The sequence below is a fragment of the Arthrobacter sp. BB-1 genome (genome assembly GCF_006151685.1).
Classification (GTDB): Bacteria; Actinomycetota; Actinomycetes; order Actinomycetales; family Micrococcaceae; genus Arthrobacter.
Map to the genome: position 1 here is coordinate 142,580 of NZ_VDEV01000015.1, position 18,255 is coordinate 160,834.

19 protein-coding genes are annotated in these 18,255 nt (G+C 58.7%); 2 read left to right on the top strand and 17 right to left on the bottom strand.

Annotated elements, in window-relative coordinates; genetic code table 11:
- Positions 1-74: 74 nt before the first annotated feature.
- From FHJ30_RS21995 to FHJ30_RS09145, 3 genes are all read right to left on the bottom strand, one after another.
- On the bottom strand, positions 75-476 hold the full coding sequence (locus tag FHJ30_RS21995; RefSeq protein WP_373683130.1) for a DUF6278 family protein: 402 nt from the start codon (positions 474-476) through the stop codon (positions 75-77).
- A gap of 151 nt (positions 477-627) precedes the next feature.
- On the bottom strand, positions 628-921 hold the full coding sequence (locus FHJ30_RS09140; protein ID WP_139028988.1) for a hypothetical protein: 294 nt from the start codon (positions 919-921) through the stop codon (positions 628-630).
- A 611-nt stretch (positions 922-1,532) separates the two neighbouring features.
- The gene (locus tag FHJ30_RS09145; RefSeq protein WP_139028989.1) at positions 1,533-3,050 is read right to left on the bottom strand and encodes a HEPN domain-containing protein; all 1,518 of its coding nucleotides are present in this window, start codon (positions 3,048-3,050) and stop codon (positions 1,533-1,535) included.
- A gap of 632 nt (positions 3,051-3,682) precedes the next feature.
- Between FHJ30_RS09145 and FHJ30_RS09150 the strand changes: the two genes are divergently transcribed.
- Both FHJ30_RS09150 and FHJ30_RS09155 read left to right on the top strand, forming a co-directional pair.
- Entirely contained in the window at positions 3,683-3,889 is a 207-nt protein-coding gene (locus FHJ30_RS09150) for a ribbon-helix-helix protein, CopG family (protein ID WP_229666519.1), read from the top strand.
- Positions 3,886-4,254 (top strand): type II toxin-antitoxin system death-on-curing family toxin, encoded by a 369-nt coding sequence (locus FHJ30_RS09155; RefSeq protein ID WP_139028990.1) that lies wholly within the window; start codon positions 3,886-3,888, stop codon positions 4,252-4,254. The genes FHJ30_RS09150 and FHJ30_RS09155 overlap by 4 nt, the downstream gene beginning before the upstream one ends.
- A 1,079-nt stretch (positions 4,255-5,333) precedes the next feature.
- Here FHJ30_RS09155 and FHJ30_RS09160 read toward each other — a convergent pair.
- The 14 genes from FHJ30_RS09160 to FHJ30_RS09225 all read right to left on the bottom strand — a co-directional run bounded on the left by FHJ30_RS09160 (position 5,334) and on the right by FHJ30_RS09225 (position 17,225).
- The gene (locus tag FHJ30_RS09160) at positions 5,334-6,125 is read right to left on the bottom strand and encodes an IclR family transcriptional regulator (RefSeq protein WP_139028991.1); all 792 of its coding nucleotides are present in this window, start codon (positions 6,123-6,125) and stop codon (positions 5,334-5,336) included.
- A 56-nt stretch (positions 6,126-6,181) separates the two neighbouring features.
- Complete coding sequence (locus tag FHJ30_RS09165) at positions 6,182-6,931, bottom strand: class II aldolase/adducin family protein (protein WP_205677044.1); 750 nt, start codon at positions 6,929-6,931, stop codon at positions 6,182-6,184.
- Positions 6,928-8,160 carry an NAD(P)/FAD-dependent oxidoreductase gene (locus tag FHJ30_RS09170; protein ID WP_139028992.1) on the bottom strand — a complete coding sequence of 411 codons (1,233 nt, stop codon included), beginning with the start codon at positions 8,158-8,160 and terminating at the stop codon, positions 6,928-6,930. The genes FHJ30_RS09165 and FHJ30_RS09170 overlap by 4 nt, the downstream gene beginning before the upstream one ends.
- A complete protein-coding gene (locus tag FHJ30_RS09175; protein WP_139028993.1) occupies positions 8,161-8,355 on the bottom strand; it encodes a ferredoxin in 195 nt (64 codons plus the stop codon). It lies immediately after the preceding gene.
- 16 nt (positions 8,356-8,371) lie between these two features.
- Entirely contained in the window at positions 8,372-8,707 is a 336-nt protein-coding gene (locus FHJ30_RS09180) for a hypothetical protein (RefSeq protein WP_139028994.1), read from the bottom strand.
- Positions 8,704-9,303, bottom strand: a complete 600-nt coding sequence (locus FHJ30_RS09185) for a 3-phenylpropionate/cinnamic acid dioxygenase subunit beta (RefSeq protein WP_139028995.1) — start codon at positions 9,301-9,303, stop codon at positions 8,704-8,706. Before FHJ30_RS09185 ends, FHJ30_RS09180 begins: the two co-directional genes overlap by 4 nt.
- 2 nt (positions 9,304-9,305) lie before the next feature.
- Entirely contained in the window at positions 9,306-10,769 is a 1,464-nt protein-coding gene (locus tag FHJ30_RS09190) for a Rieske 2Fe-2S domain-containing protein (protein WP_139028996.1), read from the bottom strand.
- A gap of 131 nt (positions 10,770-10,900) precedes the next feature.
- Entirely contained in the window at positions 10,901-11,764 is an 864-nt protein-coding gene (locus FHJ30_RS09195; protein WP_139028997.1) for an aldo/keto reductase, read from the bottom strand.
- Positions 11,745-12,983: an MFS transporter gene (locus FHJ30_RS09200; protein ID WP_139028998.1), complete on the bottom strand. Its 1,239-nt coding sequence runs from the start codon at positions 12,981-12,983 to the stop codon at positions 11,745-11,747. The genes FHJ30_RS09195 and FHJ30_RS09200 overlap by 20 nt, the downstream gene beginning before the upstream one ends.
- 89 nt (positions 12,984-13,072) lie before the next feature.
- Positions 13,073-13,729, bottom strand: coding sequence for an N-carbamoylsarcosine amidohydrolase (locus tag FHJ30_RS09205; RefSeq protein WP_139028999.1), 657 nt, complete (start codon positions 13,727-13,729; stop codon positions 13,073-13,075).
- Positions 13,730-13,796: 67 nt separating this feature from the next.
- A complete protein-coding gene (locus FHJ30_RS09210) occupies positions 13,797-14,597 on the bottom strand; it encodes an ABC transporter permease (protein WP_139029000.1) in 801 nt (266 codons plus the stop codon).
- On the bottom strand, positions 14,594-15,394 hold the full coding sequence (locus FHJ30_RS09215) for an ABC transporter permease (protein WP_171058974.1): 801 nt from the start codon (positions 15,392-15,394) through the stop codon (positions 14,594-14,596). Before FHJ30_RS09215 ends, FHJ30_RS09210 begins: the two co-directional genes overlap by 4 nt.
- The gene (locus tag FHJ30_RS09220; RefSeq protein WP_171058975.1) at positions 15,391-16,218 is read right to left on the bottom strand and encodes an ABC transporter ATP-binding protein; all 828 of its coding nucleotides are present in this window, start codon (positions 16,216-16,218) and stop codon (positions 15,391-15,393) included. The genes FHJ30_RS09215 and FHJ30_RS09220 overlap by 4 nt, the downstream gene beginning before the upstream one ends.
- Positions 16,215-17,225: an ABC transporter substrate-binding protein gene (locus FHJ30_RS09225; RefSeq protein ID WP_139029001.1), complete on the bottom strand. Its 1,011-nt coding sequence runs from the start codon at positions 17,223-17,225 to the stop codon at positions 16,215-16,217. The genes FHJ30_RS09220 and FHJ30_RS09225 overlap by 4 nt, the downstream gene beginning before the upstream one ends.
- Positions 17,226-18,255: the final 1,030 nt, after the last annotated feature.

Here is an 18,255-nt window from a genome sequence, read left to right on the forward strand (position 1 = left end):
AAAACCCATCTCTGCACACCCCGCATCTGTTCGAACAACCAGTACAGGGTCACCAGTCGGTTAAGCCGAACCTTCTACGGTTCTTGCCTGACGAGTTCGAGGACATGGGCATAATTCTGTTCGAGGGTGGGAAGCGGGGTAGCCAGGCGCCGTAACGCGACCCGGACGACGTCGACGGCAGTCTTCCTGGTGATACGAACCAGAGGATATCCCTCCACGACTACTTCCCAGTGGGCGCGGGGAACAGTGTGCGTGAGGAGACCTCCGTAGAACATGCCGATGGGGCGGGCAAGCTCCGCCGGCAAACCATCATTGATGGCTTGATCAAGAGTGGCGAGGCTTTCTGCTTTGCGTGGCAGTGTTTGACCTCGCTCTTGGAAATATCTGAGGAGCTCCTCGTATCCGCATACGTTAGTTGGTCGGGGTACCAGGGCATCCGAAGTTACTGGTTTATATTCTGCGTACCTTCTCGGCATTCCCGCTGGCAGTTTCTGCAGAGGTCGTCGGGATCTTCGGGGATGCTCATGTGGTCATCCTAAGCACGCTTATTTGGCGTCGGTCCGATTACGGGGAGCCGAACCTTGAGCGAAACAGAACATATTCACGCTCTCGGCCCTGTCGCGTTGGCTAGTCCGTTTTTGAGAGCTCCATAAGGAAGTCGAGGGTAGTCCGGCCAGCGAGTACAGCCGAAACATGCGCTTCACCTAAGCCTGCCTCAGCCGCAATCGCGAGTGGAGGTATGCCTGACTCACCCATGGCTCGCAGAGCTTCATCTAGCTTGCGGGCATGATCTTGCGCGGCCAGGAGGAGGGCTTGCAGAGTGACACCGTTTTCTCTGGCGACCGCAATCAATTCGGCATCAGGAGCCTCCCAGGAGGGGTCGTCGGAAGAGTACTTGGACTCGAAAGGCTGATCACTCATGGAACCATTGTTCAACGCGGTTAGGCCCAGCTCTCATCGACAGCAATCATTAGCCATCACAGAAGGCTTAGAATCTTTCCTCATGCCGGGAAGACTTCTCTACCCGCTTGGACTTGTTAGTGAATCGAACAACGAAAAGTACAAGTGCCACGGCAATGATGACGCATACGATGAGGAACACCAGCCCTAGCACCCAAGGTCCTTCAAAGAACCTGCCCACTCTATTCCCCCCTAAATTTGCCTTTCAGAAGGTGGGCCAAGGCTACATTCATCGCGCTACTCGTCCTAGTGCAGAAACATGGATTCATACACCCAGGACAATGAAAAGAAGCCCCTGCTCCCGGTGGTCTGTTCGGAAGAGGCCCGCCCGCAAGTCGTCCCGTTAGCCGGTCGATGGAAGGGCGTAACCCCTCGGATTCTCGCCTCGGTGAGGGCTGGTGTCGGGAAGCCCGTATGACCTGCCCGATTTATCACTTAGTGAAGGTCCCCCGATTGGAGCCAGTAAACCGTCTCGTAACCCTTGGGATTCTAGGCGCTGAGGTTGTGAGACCGGGGTTCAGCTGTCTCGGAAGGATCGATAACAGAGACCGGCGCGCGAACCCCGCGCCAGGTCAACGAATCGACGTTCTGGTATCCCATTCCCCCAGCACTATTCGCTTTGAACGAACGTCGCTCGCTTCAGAAACCCAGGGTTCACCTGCGGAGTAAATTGCCCGTAGTGCTTTCACCGCGACGTCTACGGCATGTTCCGTGGCTTTCTGCCGATCTGTGTCCTTTACCTTCTGGCCATGGACGAGATGACTCCGCACCGAGTATGTACTCCCAAGAGACGTCATCATCTTCGACCTAAGTTCAACGTTCTCTTCGAGAAGGATGGCGAGCGAAGAAGTTACTCGATTCACTGTTTCGAGCTTCGTTCCGACCAAGCTTTCCCAGCAGATCACCGCGTCGACCAAGCGATCGTCCGGGTCATATCTCTCGTTAATGGCCGAGACCAGGCGACGAGCTGCGATATCAAGGCTGGGATTGTGGTTCGCGTCAAGGACATTCGCCCAGTGCACAATCCCTTCAATGTCAGGCTCGCGGATCTCGATAGCCTCCTTGGGAATCCCAAACGGGCTGCCGCTCGAACCCCATCCCCCAAGGAACGGCACGATGCGGGTGGAGAATGTCAGACTCGGAGCACGCACACGGCCGTCCTCGGAAGCCAACGCAAATGCCAACGGCAGCAGGTGCCGAACCTGATGTTCATGGGCGTGAAACTCGTCCTGCAGGATTAGTTCGCTTTGATCGCCATGCCCCATTAATACGGTTGTCTTGAGCTCTCCCACCAACACTGCGGTGGTTGGGTTGATTCGGCCTCGTCTGGCTCCTTGGGCGGCTCCCACTGGAACCCCACGAATGACGCCCCATGGCGTGGCAATTTGCAATCCTTCTGGAACAGCTAGTCCTGCCAGGCCGTGAACTAGGTAAATCGTCACTGATTCACCGCGAATTGCACATTTCATCTCGGCAAGGTTTTCTAAGACCCATGTGCAAAACTCGTCTTCAGTGGAAGGTGCCACAATGTTTGCTCGGCGAAGGGCCGGAATAATAAGGCTAGATGGCAACGTCTCTCGTTGAACAATAGAGCCACCTCCTGGATACCGGAAAAAGGTTCCGAAGTCAGTACCTGCTGACCACATCCGTTCAAAATCGCTATCGGAGTTCAACGCGTCGACAGCAGCCTTATGCTGCGGCGAGTTCAGGAGTACCGAAGTTACTCCTGAACTGACGTTGAGCAGTGGCTCATCCTCTGGGTCGGTCAGGTCCCAATAGGTCTGTGGAGGGTTTTGCATTGTTGCGTAGGCCACACGTGCCAACTCGCGAAGCGCAAGCTCAGAGGCCCGATTACGCATCGAGGATCCAGCATCCATATTGAGTCCCCCCCAAGATCTTCGGCGCAACGCTCTCAATCGTGTTGTCAACTGCACCTTAGCTTGTTGTTTACTCGGATGTACCTGCGCGCTTGAGTTCGGTGGCCAGCTGCGGCGCTCTTCCAAGCTGCCCTCGGCGGGAAGTTCTTGGGATCCCGTATGACGCGCCCGCAAAACCTTTCTGGTGGAGGTGTCTAAAATGCGACGCGCCACTGTCTCAAAACCCTTGGGAAACGAGACGTCACAACGAGCGACTACTCGTCTGGCCTGCACAGACACAGGTCTTCTACGGAATCTTGGGCACGCGATGGCAAGCGCGATTCTCGTAACTATGTTTCATAACCTTCTGGCGAAAATCGAGTACTCATCGTTAGTTATGAGACAGGTGCCAGTGTCTTGCAAAACAACAGCTTTTCAAGACACTGACCCGGCGCTCGGTGGGGCCTGCGGTGGCCGGGCGAGTGGGCAGAATAGCCCGTCTCGTAAAGGCGTCTCGCAGTAAATCGTCTCGCGGCAGCTACATCGGGGCTTTTAGAGTCAGAGTTGCTTTGTGAGGCCACTGGGTTACACCCGCGTCAGTACTTCCGGCTGCAGCTGAATGAACTGGTCGCGACGGGTCTGCAGTAGCGCGATGTCTTCGCGGTTGTGACTTCCGGTAGCAAGGCGGTGGCCGATAAAAGGACCCTCGAGTACGCCGAGGAAGGCGACATAGTAGTTGTGTGCGGGTCGACAAGCTGGCCCGGACACTGATGGACGTCCTGAACACGCTGGCCCCACTGCGCGGTGGGGGTATCCATGTCCGGTCCACTAGTCAGGTGAGGGTACCGGTTTGGTACCATGACCGTATGGCTATGAATCTTCGTGTTCCTGAAGACCTCGATCGGCGGCTGGAGAAGTTGGCTGCCGAGGAACATACGTCCAAGTCCGCGCTTCTGTTGCAGGGAGCCGAGTTGGTTCTGCAGCGCCACGCGCGCCGACGTGAAATCAGCGCAGGTCTTGATTTTGTTATGAGTCATGACGCTGATCTGCTGAAGCGCCTTGAAGACGCGTGACAGCGTACCTGGACATCGAGGATGCACTTCAGATAGTTGATCGATACGGCTTCCATATCCGCGACGTCGGATTGCTGGCCTCAGCATTGGCCAGGCCGGCGACCACTGTAATGGGCGCGGAAGCTTATCCGAAGCTCGCGGTGAAGGCGGCAGCCTTGTTGGAGTCGGTCGCCCGGTTCCATCCACTCATCGATGGCAACAAACGGACGGCGTGGACGCTCATGGTGCTGCTGTTGTGGATCAATGGTTCCCGGCATGACTTCACCACGGATGAAGGCTTCGACCTCGTCGTCGGTGTCTCCGCGGGCAGTATCGACTTGCTGGACGCTGCCGCCGAGATTTCCAGGCATTTGGTGCCCCGGTAGTAGTCGCCCAGCGCCACGAAAGGGGGTGTGGACAATGTTCACAGATTTCGCCTCGTACTGGGCCAGATGGCCTTCGAACCGCTCCGGATTCCGCATGTTTTCGCGACTTCCCAGAGTTTGCGCGGGTGGGAATGTAGTTCGAGTCCCACCTCGGGCACGACAGATTCCCTCGTCAGGGGCGATTTTGCTTTGACGTGTTGACAAAGCTTGTGGTCGCGTCATCTGACGAGTTGGTCGCGGGCTGTGGCTTGGCTGCCGCGGTGGCCTGTTCAGGTGTGTCGGGTGGCGGGTTCAAGACCTGGCTGGTGGGCCTCCGCCTGCTGTTGAGGGGTTCTAGCGGCCTCCTCGTTCCGGTTTTGTTAGGTGGGCCTTGGGTGGCCTACACCTGTTCATGGATCCGGGCTGGGGTTACAACATGACTTCCCTATTTTGGTGCGGACCCGCACCTGAACCCTGCCTCCCTGCCCACACGGGAGCTGGGGTGCGCTGTTTGTCCTGCCAAAGGGGGTGTGGACACTGTCCACACTTATGTCTGCTTTAAGGGACTCCGTGCTGGCTAGGAGCAGGAGGGGAAATTGAAAATTCCGGGGGAGTGCGGGACCATGACGGACACGAGCGGATCCCCTGCTGACACTCTGAATGCTTTGACACCAGCAGTTACTCGCAGCGCGGCCTCCCGGCAACCCGACTCAGTTGGCCCTGAAGTACGCTGCCACTTCGTGCCCAGCCGGAAGTGTTGGAACTCAATCCAAGGGATTTTCCGAAGACAACGTCAGGTTAGGGTGTGCTCTAACTAAGCTGGTTATCGCCCTTGCACTGTCCACAAGAGTTCCTTTGGGAATCAGTTAGTTGCACACGGCGGCCAATCTGCACGCAAAGGAGAGCATGTGTGGTCGGTGCCGCAGACGGCCTGCAACTCATGCAAGGGCGGCTTGGGTCTGCGCGAGACTCATCCGGTAGTGACCCTGTACGGTCTTCGGTGGGCCCAGTAGACAGATCCCCCTCGCGCTACGGAGGGCAAGGAGAGCGATCCTGTCAACGAGTGAGGAGCCAAAGGCGCCACTGCGAGTTCTGTGAGGCTATAGCAGCAGTCCTTGAAGGTCTTCAGCGGAGGTGCGAAGCATTTCTCCGAGTTCGGCTCGCAACTGGTCGGACATTCGGTGGGCGGGCACCGAAACGTTTATTCCGTAAAGCGTGCCACTCGGCCCCGCAATCGCTACGGCGACCGAAGTGACGCCGTCTTCGCTTTCTTCCCTGCTTGTCGCGTAACCAATGCGTCGGATTTCGCTGAGTTCGGTTTCAAGGTCAACCCGCGACGTGATTGAATTTGCGGTCAACCGTGGGAGTTCCTTATTCGGGTACAGGGCCCGTAACTGATCCTGGGTGAGCCTGCTCAGCATTGCTTTTCCTGTGGCAGTGCAGTTGGCCGGCAATGTGACGCCCTGCCGGGACCCCACTCGCACGGCCCTTGAGCTTTCGATGGCATCGATGAATTGGGTGTCTGTTCGCTCGAGCCTGGCGAAGTGGACTGTCTCCCGTGTTTTTTGGAAGAGCTGTTCGAGTACGGGACGAGCCAGGGTCCTGATGTCCACTTGGCGTCTGATGGCGAAGGCGATCGAACTGAGCGCCTGGCCTGGTTCATAGGCGCGGGTGGCCGGGTTTTGCCGCACGAAGCCTCGGTAGAGCAACATTCCCATAAGCCGGTGCGCCGTTGAGGATGCGACGCCGAGATAGTTACTTGCATCTGTCAACCGGATACTGGGCTGTGTCTCGAATAACAGGAGAAGGCGCAAGGCATTGTCAACAGATTCGATACGGTACTGCGGGGGTGGACCGTACTTGGACTCGGTGTCCGTATCTGTAGACTGCATGCCTGATATCGTACTCAGCAACGCTGTGGGTGTCTGTTTTCCCGTGCTGGATAGCTTCACCCCGTGGCCTTCAGTCGCGCGATTTCGTGTCTCCAGGCCGTCTGGGTGTTGAACGATCCACCAAGGTCCGGAAGTTCAGCCATGTCCGAGTCGGGAAGGTCCTGGAGCCCTCCCCCGGCTGCCGTTACTTGCAGTGATAACCCTGCAAGCGTGTCTACGCTGATCGCCTGGAGCACTGCTTGCTCCACACTCCCGGCGGCGCTGGTCAGCCCATGGCCGCGAAGCAGCACTACAGGACGGTCACCCATGGCGGTGAGCATTTCCGCCGCCAGCTGGCGGTTCCTGACCAGTACTCCTCGCGGGTATACGGGTACCCCGCCTGCTGCCAGGCGGGTGCCGGGAATATCGAAGGCTCCGACAATCGGACGGACGCCAAGCCCTGCAAGGTCCGCAGCGACAACCCGCGGCGGGTGCGCGTGGACGACCGCGTTAATGTCACTGCGTTGTCGTAACAGTTCGGTGTGAAGCGGAAGTTCGTTCGGGACGGCGTAGCCTCCCTCCAGCTCGCCCTCAGCTGCGGGGTTGCCGTCGAGGTCCACCAACCGGATGTCGCTGGCCTCGGTGAATGCCAGTCCTCGCTCCTGGGGACCCCTGCATCTCACCAGCAGGCTGTTCTCGCTCATTCGAAGGCTGATATGGCCAAGGATTCCGTCTGCCAGGCCGCGGTGCGCCAGCACGCGGCAGGCCAATGCCAAGGCTTCCCTTTCCGCTGCGTGTGCCACGGGCGGCTGAGTTTGTCCCATCATGATGCCGCCAGTGGCTGGGGGTCCAGCATCGGTTCTAGTTTTTCCCGTAGTTCTTGAACCGTTATTCCTGTGCCCATGCCGCGCCGACATGCCAAAAGGGCCTTAGGCCAGTTAACGATTGCTGCACCGCTCAAGTTGATACCGTCGATCGTGTAGAGTGCTGCAAATCGGCCGTGAACTTCCGGATGCCCGATGATCACGTGTTCAGCGTTTCCACCCACCCGGCCTACTACTTGAATCTTCCAATCGTGTTGGTCGCTCCAGACGTATTCGACCGGGGTGTAGGCGCGGGGGTTCTCCGGATGGGTGATGTTGTAAGCTACGCAGGCGGCCTGCTCGACGGCGTTCGTCCAGTGCTCGATCCGGATATCTGCTCCGTGTTTTTGGTGCCGCCACCGTGCAACGTCCCCGACTCCGTAAATATGGGGGGCGTCGACCGTACGGCAGTATTCGTCGAGCACCAATCCGTTGTCCACGAGGAGACCCGAAGAACTGAGCCAGGCGTCGTTGGGAACAGCGCCAATTCCGACCAGGACTGTGGCCGCTTGCAGATTCTGTCCGTTGGTGAGCCGCAGGGTGAAGGAGCCTTGTTCGCCGTCGATGGCCTCGACCCCGGTACCAAAGATCGTCGTCACGCCGTTGCTGCGGTGAAGGTCTCCGAACCATTGGCCGACTTCAGCATTGAAGATCCGGCTCATGGGGACGGGGAGGGGGTCAATGACCGTTACTTCCAGACCGAGCCCTCGTGCTGTCGCCGCGGCTTCTGCACCGATGAAGCCCGCGCCGATGACGGCCAGCTGTCCGCCCTTTGCAAGATCTGCGCGAAGGCTGCGGGCGTCGTCGAGGGTACGAAGAACATGGATTCCGGGCCGGTGTCCCCAGGGGGAGGGCCGGGCAAAGGCGCCTGTGGCTATGACCAGGTTATCGAAGCGCAGAGCTTCACCCCCCTGCAGTTGGAGCAGGTTTCCTGCGACGTCGATCCCGGCAGCGGCATGTCCAAGCTCGAGCTCTATTCCCAGTTCTTGCGCCTGGTCGCGGTTCAGCAAGCAGGCGGAGGCTTCGGTCGCTGTACCCGCCAGGACGGCCTTGGACAAGGGTGGTTTGTCGTAGGGCAGTTCTGTTTCTTCACCGACTAGGACGATGCGTCCTTCATATCCCTCCAGGCGTAGGGACTGTGCCGTGCGCACGCCCCCGATGGAGGAACCGACGATGACAGTTGCTGTATCCAATTAGTCCTCCACTATCAGTGCGGAAACGGGGCAGCTGCGGGCTGCCTCGACGACGCGGGCTCGGTCAGTCTCGGGCACTTCAGTCTTGAGAAGGACTACGATCCCGTCATCATCCAGGTCAAAGTAGTCGGTCGCCCCGACAACGCAGTTGGCGTACCCTTGGCAGGCTTCTAAGTCTGCTTTTACGACGGGCATGATCAAGCTCCTTTGCCTAAGTGTTGTTCTTCTTGAGTTGGGCTGGCTGTTCATCTTCGGTGATGAGCGGACCAAAGGGGTTTCCAATCATGGCGGAGAACGTTGCCGGCGCCTGCCAGGTCAGCGCTTCCAGTTCCAAGGGGCACAAAGAGACCCACTGGCCGGAGCGCGGGGAGGCGATCATCAACCGGGAACCATTGCGTGTCTCCACCCTGCTGATGTGCACTTCGGAAAACTCATTGGCAATGACGATCGGACTTCCGGTGATGTGCGCTTCCAGCCGGACACGTTCCTCTGCCGCGCGAATGGCGGCAAGGCGGTCTTCTTCCTCGCCTTCCCATCCGATTTTCATAGGAATATAGCCAGATTCTGCATCCGGATAACCGACTCGTCCACCATGATCGTCCGGCGGGCGAGTTCCCATCCTGTTCCGGTACGACGCAGAAGGTCTTCCCGGCCGGCGGACACCGTGGCGGCTTCACGCACATCCCCCCGGCTCCGGAAGAGCAGCACTGCCGAATCCACGATGATTTCGTCCGGATTGTCCGTGCGGAACGTTCGAACGTTCGTGACGTAGTGCCGTAATCGTGAGGGAGGGTCTTCTGTCCAGGCATGCTCGGTCGCGAAACGCGCTACCCGGCGGCTGAGCGAGTATCTGTTCTCATCGAGATGGGCCATCCCGGGGGACGTGCTGTAACCGGCCCCGAGCGCGGTAGTGACCCGGACGGGCATGAGATAGTGCACGTCTTCAGCGATTCGTGACATCCAAGCGTCATAGTCCTGGGCGTCCAGGAGATAAGCTTCATCAACCAGCCAGCGGTGCGCCTGAAGGTGGAGGGCATCATCGAACGGAAGGGATTCGCCTGTTCTTTGTGTGCGGGGGGCGTGACCGCCCAGGACGGATTGCTCGGAAAGGGTCTTGCCGTTGCGGTCAGCTTCAATACTCATGGCTAGGCCTCCTTTGACATGATCTTGGCAGCTGGGATGGCGGTACTTCCGGTCGAAGCCCGTGAGGGGTCCGCTCCGCCAGCGGAGGGTGACTGAATCGGATCGGTGCCGACGTGGAGCTGGGCCGCTTTCTCCATCGGCCGTTCAAGGTGGTCAGCCCACCGCCGCAGCAGTTCACGCTGGTTGTATTCGCTGTACCCGATCCGGGTGGAACCTGGCCCTGAATACTGGTCGGCCGTCAAAGGTTCAACCACGTTCTGCCCGTTCTCCAGCATGCCCATGCGGCTGTTGAGCAACAGTCGCCGCGCCATTGGACCGCCCGCAGTGCTGGTCAGAGAGACCCAGTTTTCAACGTCATCCTGTTCGAACATGCCGCCGCTACCGAAGCACATCAGGTATGCCTTGTACGAAAGCGCCTTGAATTCCTCAGACGCATTCTTGTCCACCGCGAACCATGAAACGATTTCGGTCTCGTCTTCGCTGATGGGTTGCCATTGGCGGATGGAGATGAACGGCAGAACTTCGTCGGAGTCTTCTTCTACGCGGGGCCAGTTATGGACGAAACTCATGTTTGGGAAGACCGATGCGGCTGACACCATGAATCCGTCCTTGCCCACTACATCGAGCTGTTCCTGGCTCCACTGCTCCTTCATGCGCGCGATCATGTCGTCGGGGTAACCGACATATCGGAGCCGTTCCTCCAGTGTCCCCTCGGGGAGCTTGTAGGTGGTTCCACCGCCGTTGCCGGCCCAGTACGTTGTTCCGTCCTTGCGCTTCTCGGCCTTCGGCTCGCGGAAGAGGCCAATTTCAACCACCGACGTGTGCGTCTGGGGTGTGTGGTACATATCGCCGGCGAAGTTTTCGGCGCCGATCTTCCAGTTCGCTTTGACCCGCCACCGCTGCGGGCCGCGGAGTTCAATGCCGTCAGCGCTTTGCTTGGTGTAGTAGTCCATGTAGAACTTGAAATCACCCAGGAAGTCCTCGAGAGACTCCGCGTTGGGGTCAAGACTTACGAAAATGAGACCGTTGTATATGCCCAAAGACGGAGCGGGAAGCAGGCTCTGCCCTTTTTTCTTAAAGCCCTCTTCGCCACCGTAGGCCTCCTTATGGAACGGAAGGCCAACAATGCGTCCATCGTTGCGGTAGGACCAGCCGTGGTAAGGGCAACGGAAGTGTGAGGCGTTTCCCATCTCGGCCCTGCAGACCTGCATTCCGCGGTGGAGACACATATTAAAGAGGGCGCGGATTTCACCCTTTTCATCGCGGGAAATGATGAACGAGTCCTCCAGCACCCGGCGCACCACGTAGTCGCCAGCTTCTGGCACCTCCGACTCGTGGGCAACGAAGAGCCAGCTTCTTCCAAAGAGACGCTCTTTTTCGAGCTCGAAGATCTCCTTGTCGTTGTAGATGTGTGCAGGGATCATGCCCCGCTGCACGTCCTGAATGACGCTGGTCTGGTCTGTCATGAAAGGTCTCCTTCATTGGGCCTTCAGCCGAGTTTCTCTGCATCGCAGAGAGTCTTTCTGTAAACAAGAGAGTGACGCAAAATGTGAGGTTCGTCAACCCCTCTCTTTCAAAAGAGAAGGGCACCGCGGAATCAATGGCCGTTTTCGGGGGAGTCAGAGTCCCGCGCGGCCGCCTCGCCCCTGTCCAACCGCCGGATCGCAGTCATTTCGTCGGCGCTGAGCGAGAAGTCGAAGACGGACAGGTTTTCCTTGAGCCACAGGGGGTCGGACGCTTGCGGGATCGGCACGAGGTCCTGTTGGACATGCCACCGCAGCAGGACTTGGGCTGGAGACTTGGCCAAGCGTTGAGCGATCTGGACGATCAGTGGGTCCGCCCGCAGACCGGAGGACCGGCCGATGGGACTCCACGCTTCGGTGACTATTCCCAATAACCTATGGACAGCGCGCGGCTCCGTCCGCGCCAGGTCTGGGCTGAGCTGGATTTGGTTTACGTCCGGTACTACTCCCGTGGCGTCCGTTATTTCCTTCAGGTGGGCAGGTTTGAAGTTGGAAACGCCGATGGCTTTTACACGGCCTTCCTCCAATAACTTCACGAGGCCCTTCCACGCGTCCACGTACTTGCCCAGGGCCGGAACTGGCCAGTGGCACATGAACATGTCCAAATAGTCAAGGCCAAGCTTTCGAAGGCTCTCGTCGTAGGCCCGCTGCACTCCATCTATGCTGTGGGACTCCTTGTTAAACTTGCTGGAAATGAACAATTCGGATCGGGGGACGTCTGCGGTACGGATGCCCCGGCCGACTGCTTCTTCGTTTCTGTACTGGAACGCTGTGTCGACCAGCCGGTAACCGCTTTGCAAGGCCAAACGCACCGCAGCTTCACACTCGTCCTCCAACAACGGCCAAGTTCCCAGACCAAGCCGTGGAATTGCGTGTCCGTGCAGCAATTTCAGCCGGGAAATCTCAGCAGCGCTGGTGTCAATCGTTTCGGTTGTCATCGGGCACCTTTTTCTCGCGAGCTTCAAGCTGATTTTTTCGGAGGGTCCTGCAGGGACCTGATTCTGTTGGTTCCGCGTGGCTGGGAAGGTCTTTTCTGCGAATACCTCCAGCCGCCGGAAGGGTCACGAGGACGCCTGCCGTCACCAGCGCTCCGGCAACAGGGACCACACTCACCAGCAGGGCCATCACAAACGGTGTAAGGAAGAGCGCTGACGCCCTCACCGTGCCAGTCAGGGCGAGAGCATCCCCGCGTTCCTCCGGGTGCACTTCATCTGCAGCTATCGCCGGCCCGACGGTCTGGAGGATCCCCGTACCAATGCCGGAAACCACAAGGGCGACGGCGGCGGCAACTGCGGCGCCGGCCAGTGGCCCCGCCGCGGCCAGGCCCGCCCCCGTGGCCAGGAGGCCTGTGAGGAGGGACATCCTGTTTCCCCGCCTGCGCAGCCAGCTCGCCGATGCACTTCCGACCAGAACGGCAGCATTGGGTATGGCTACCAGGATGCCGATGACGGCGACGGGTTGTCCGGCAAGAGAGAGCACTATGGGAACGTAGGAGTCCAAGAGGCTCTTCCAGGCGCCCGCTCCAGCGTTCATCCAGCAGGCGGCACCGACACCGGGCCGCCGCCAGAGGCCTCGCGCCATTATTCCGCCTGTGGCACGCTCGGGAGCAAACACAGGAAGCTTGGTCAGAAGGGCTGTAGGGATTACGGCCGCCGATCCAGCCACTGCACCCACGATCAGCGGCAACGGTGCTGAAAGTTCCCACAGATAACCTGCAAGCGCAGGCCCCAGCAGTGCCCCCACCCCTGCGGCGAGATTCACGTCAGTCAATCCCTTAACAGAGGAGGTCGACATGCGGACGGCGTGCGTCTGGCTGCTGGTCCAGAACAAGGCTCGAGCCGAGCCCTGGACCAGCTGGGATAGTACGAAAATTGCCAATGCGTCTGAGACAGCGATCAGAGCGCACGAGACGGCAATCATGAGCGCTGCTCCCACGAGGAGAGCTTTGTCGGGAACCCTGCGCATCAGTGCGCCCAGGAAGAGCCGGGTCGCCAACTGCGAGACTGCTGCGAGTGCAACCATCATTCCGACTTCGACCACGCTGTAGCCCACAGCAATGGCCAATATTGGCACCACCACTGTCAGGATTCCGAGGGCGAACGAGAACAATACCGTCGCGACAATGCTCAGGATTCTGTCAGCGCCTGCGAGGCCCACAGTCTGGCCTTTGCATGATGATGGCGCGCCGCCCTTGGGCCGGAGTCCGGTTAGAGACCACGCACGGCGACTTTTGCGCCGTGCTGGGCTTACCCTCGGACATGTTCGAGATAGGTGTTTGCTTCAGCCAGCCCAACAACATCGCCGTATTTGTTGTCAATATCGAAAAGGCTCGCGAGATGCGGCAGCTCAGCCCGGTCTCCGACGCCCTCCTCAACAACAATGGTGTGAAATCCGTAGGAACATGAATCCACGGCGGTAGCTCGGATGCATCCGCTGGTGGTGCACCCGACGAGGATCAGCGTATCGATACCCTTGGACACCAGCCGGGCGGCAAGATCGGTGCCAAAAAAGCAGGATGCATACTTTTTCACCAGCAACATTTCATTGTTTTGACGCTCGAACCTGTCGTCGAGTTCCACCCATTCGCTTCCCTCAACCAGCCAGCTGTTGGACGGAATTTTCTGGATCCACTTACCGGCTTCCTGCAGGTCGGTGTCGTACGCGACAGTTGAAAAGATGATCGGAACGCCAGCACCCCGCGCCCTTCCAAGAAGTTCCTGGGTTGCCTTTAGTTGTTCGTCGAGGTCTCCGGCCAGGGGCGATCTTGCATCCGTGAATCCCCGGATCATGTCAACCACGAGAAGCGCTGGCCGTCTCCCAAACCCGATCCTTCCGCCCAGTCCTTTTTCCTTGAACTGGGACCTTAACCTCTGGTATTCCTCTCGGGCAGCAGTCGCAGACATGCTTTCCCCTTTCTTAGACGGTTCAGTGGTCAGACACCGTGAGCGTGCAGGCTTCCTAGGCCGAGGGCTAGAGTTTGTTGCCCAGCCGCCGTTCGACTGCCCACAGGGCGAGGTTCCCGGCCAGTGCGATTGCCGCGAGGAGCACGATGATGCCGTACATGGTTGGCAGGTCAAGCATTCCGTAGGCCCGCAGCGCCAAGAGCCCAAGTCCGGCACGCGCAGCGAAGAATTCGGCGATGATCACATTGATGAACGCGATGCTGAAGCCGATACGGATACCCACCATGAGCGACGGTGCCATGGCCGGAACGTATATTTTGGTCACGGTCTGCAGCGGAGATAGGCTCAGCGAGCGTGCCAGCTTTGGCAGAAGCGGGTTGATGGCGCGGACGCCAGCGGTCGTTGAGACCATGATGGGGAATACCGCTGCCAACGCGGCCATTGCCGACTGAGCTCCCACACCCACTCCGAAAATCTGGAGAAGAATGGGAAAGAAGATTACGCGCGGGATGGCGAAGGCGCCTGCGACGATGGGGTCGAAGACAGCACCTAGAAACTTACTCCGCCCAATGGCATAGCCCAGCGGAAAGCCTATTGCAGCGGCGATGAGGAACCCAATGGCTACCGCCTGCAGGGTCGCGTTGAGATGCCGGTAAATGGAGCCATCAGCAAACCGTTCCGCCAGCGCGTTAAGCGAGTCCGTGGGCGAAGCGACGAGGTCACTCATGGAAGACAGCAACGCCCACAGGAGCACCAAGGCTAACAGCACGGCGGCACGCCACACGTTGTCCCGGATGACGCTGGATCTGTTCGCACTCTGCTGAGTGGTGATTCTCGGGACCGAAGGAATCGTTACATCGGTACTCACAGCATGTCCCTTCTAATGCGTTTCTCCAGCCAGGTAAGCACGCTGTTGACCAACACGCTGAGAACGATGACAACAGCGATATAGGCCCACATGTCTGCGGTATTCAGTTCCCGATAGTAGAAGCCGGCCCGGAAGCCAACTCCTTGGGACGCGAGGATAAACTCCATGGCAACGGTGCCGATCACGGCGTAAATAAATCCGAGCTTCACACCAGGGAAAATAAGCGGTGTCGCCGCCGGAAATAGCACCTTCAAGTAGTACTGCCGCGGAGAAGCGCTGACAGAATTAGCGAGCTTGTGAAGGATAGGCTTGATGGCATTCAGGGCAACCATCGTTGTCAGGGCAATTGGAATCAGGGACATCGACGCGGCAATAACAATGATCGGTCCCGCGTTGAGTCCCATCAAGGCCAACAGAACCGGGTAGAACAACAGGGTGGGCATCGCGTAGCCGGTGACGATGAAAGGCTCCAGGATGCGCCCTGCGGCCGGTACTCGCCACAAATAAACACCGAGCGGGATTCCCAGCACGAGTCCGATGCTGAACGCCACCAGAATGGTAGTAAGGGTACGGGCGGCGTCTTGCCCAAATTGCTCCGTTGGGACAATCGAGGCCAACCGGGTAAGAATCTCAGATGGTGGCACCATAAGGGACTGGCTGATCATCCCCGTCCGCGTGGTGAACTCAAGGACGGCAACAAGCGCGAAAATAATAACCCAACGGACAAGGGCGGCACGCGGAACGAGCGGGGTCCTTTGCTGGCTCTGGACGGATGAGGTTTTCTCCTGAACCGTCACGCCAGCCGCGCTCCTGGTCCCAACGTTTTCTCCGCCTCAACCTTTACCAGCGCCCAAAGGTGGTCTTCCAACTCACGGAACCTTGGCAGCGCGTGAGTTCCCTCCGGCCGGGGCCGTGGCAGGTCGATGGTTACAACCTCTTTGACGACGGAGGGCCTGGCTGACATGACCCAGACCTCGTCGGAGAGATAAACGGCTTCCTGAATGTCATGGGTAATGAACAGCACGCGATTGCGCGTTTTTTCCCAGATACGGAGCAGTTCCCGGCCGATGAATTGCCGGGTCTGCTGATCCAGAGCGCCGAAAGGCTCGTCCATGAGTAGGACGCGCGGCTCCATGGCCAAGGCCCTGGCGATCGCGACGCGCTGCTTCATTCCACCGGAAAGCTGACCGGGGCGGTGGTCCTCGAAACCGGTGAGCCCGACAAGTTCGATCATTCGGCGGGCGCGTTCGTGGCGCTCCGCTTTCGGAAGGCCTTTGACCTCGAGGCCGAAAGCGACATTGTCCAGGACAGTGCGCCAGTGCAGGGTGGAGTCTTCTTGGAATACCATGGCAGTATCCCGCCGAGGACCCGTCACGCTTTCGCCGTTTATGCTGACCGAACCTTGAGTGGGCTTCAGCAGGCCACCGACCATGTCAAGCAAAGTGCTTTTTCCACAGCCGCTGGGACCGATAACGGAAACGAATTTGCCTTCCGGTATCGCTCCCGAAACGTTAGCAACTGCGTGGGTGACTCCTGTCGCGGTCCCGAAAGTCATTCCGATATTGTCGAAAACGACGTCGCTGTCGTGTTCTACCGAATCGATTGGGGATACCTGGCTCATGAGAGAAAGTTCCTCATGACGATGGCATCCATGTCGGGTTCTTTGGTGATCTGGCCTTGTTCTTTACCGGCGGCGACGACGGCAGCCAGTTGGGCATCCGTAAAGTCCAGACTGTAGAAGTTCTGGGAATTCTTAAGCGCCTCAAGAGCCACCGCGGGCTCGTATTTAATAGCGGTTCCGTAGACGTCGGCGGCCTTTTCGAGGTCGTTGGTGATCAGGTCCATCGCTTTCTTGAGCGCACGGCCCCAGCCCTTCAACGCCTCGGTATTTTCGTCTATGAACGATCCTGTCGCGACGAGGCAGGTGTCCGACCAGTCCGTTACATAGTCGCGGGAACGCCAGATAACCTTCGCTCCGCTCTCGGAGGCGATTTTCTCGGAGAGTGGCGAGGCCGTCCACGCGACGTCAACAACCTTCTGGGAGACGGCGGTCCAGGAGTCGCTCGCCGAGCCGACGCTGATGAGTTCGACGTCCTTGCCCGGAATAATGCCGGCTTCCCGGAGAGTACGGTCTGCGAAATACGAGGAGTTTGACCCGGGCGTGCTGACTGCGACCTTCTTGCCCCTGATGTCCTCGATGGAAGTGACTGGCGAGTCTGGCAGTGCAATGAAGTCGACTGAGGCCGCTGTGTAAACATTGCCGAAGATTTTTACGTCCATGCCCTTCTCGGCCGCAATGAAGACGGGAATAGTGGACGAGGTACCGAAGCCAATTCCCGACTCGATTCCTCGGACGGTGTCAAGCCCGCCCGGGAACTGAATATGCTCGAGGGTCAGTCCCTCTTCCTCGTAGTAGCCCTCCGACTGGGCGATGAAGAAGGGAGCCGAGTGGATGAGGCTGGCCAGACCGGTGATTGCTACGTCTCCGGAATAGCCCTTCTGACCTCCACCGCCACTGCTGGCGCCACTGCTCTGGCCGCAGGCCGTAAGCCCTCCCAGAAATAGTGTCCCGCCGGCTGCGGCCGTGACTTTAATAAATCCGCGACGGCCCATTGCTTCAAAACTCATTCGGTTCTCCCTCGTCTTTGTGTCAGATCCGTGGTTGTTCAAGTGAAACACATCACTTTACTGCTGTACAGATAAAAGTTCTGTACAGCAGAGCTACTGCCGGTCTTTTCACTGCCGCCCCGAACGTCGTTGTAATGGCTCCGATGGCTCCCTCTGCGGGTTACGACAAGAAGACGGGTCTCTGAACGAAGGGTCACGGGCCGGGGCGGCCGGTGATGGAGTTTGTCATTGCCTTCCGCCCCCGCTCGTCCCCAGCCCCTGTATAAATGCCCCCGCTTCGTTCGGGTGGCTAGTCCAGTGCGCTCTGAATTCCACGTCGCTGACGCTACCCATGTCGGCACCCTGGCACCGCGGATGCTCGGCATCGATGAAAAGGGGACCGGTCCGTCGGTGTCCTGCCCCGGCCCCAGTCGTTCTCCCTGGGGAGCCCGAGAAGGCCGACGGCATAGGCGGACAGCGCTAGTAAGCACTTTTGGGTTTATACGGCCCGTCGGATCCCAGGCCGCCACTGACTAGCCGAAAAAGACCGACTATGTCCTGCGGTGAGCGCCTCATCCCATCGATGCGCTATTTGAAACCTCGTAACCTCATGAGAGGTTGTGGGCCAATAGCACCGTAAGCTTTCAATATGACGTATGTCACTGCTATATCGCGACTAGTGAGCGCCTTCGTAATCTACCCACATCCACCGCCGTCGTGATCATGGGCTCCCTCAGACGTATCGCCCAATATTTTGCCGTAGCGATGAGGATGTACGACGAGTCAGCCCACCCGGACGTGCAGGTCACCTCCATGGAGTGGCGGGCTCGAGTTGAAGAAAAGAGTCCTTGGCCTAGCCCCATCGATTCCCGAAACAACCCGTGAGGATCCCCCGTTTCAACATCGACCGGCACTAGCGTTTAATGTTTCGTGGATTGGGCCCGTCCGGTCAAGAATGTCAGACAGCCGCGTAGTCTCTTTTGGCCCGGCAGCGGGACTGTCTGAATAACGGTGTTTGGGGTCCGGCCTGATCCGGAAGGAGACGGCCGTG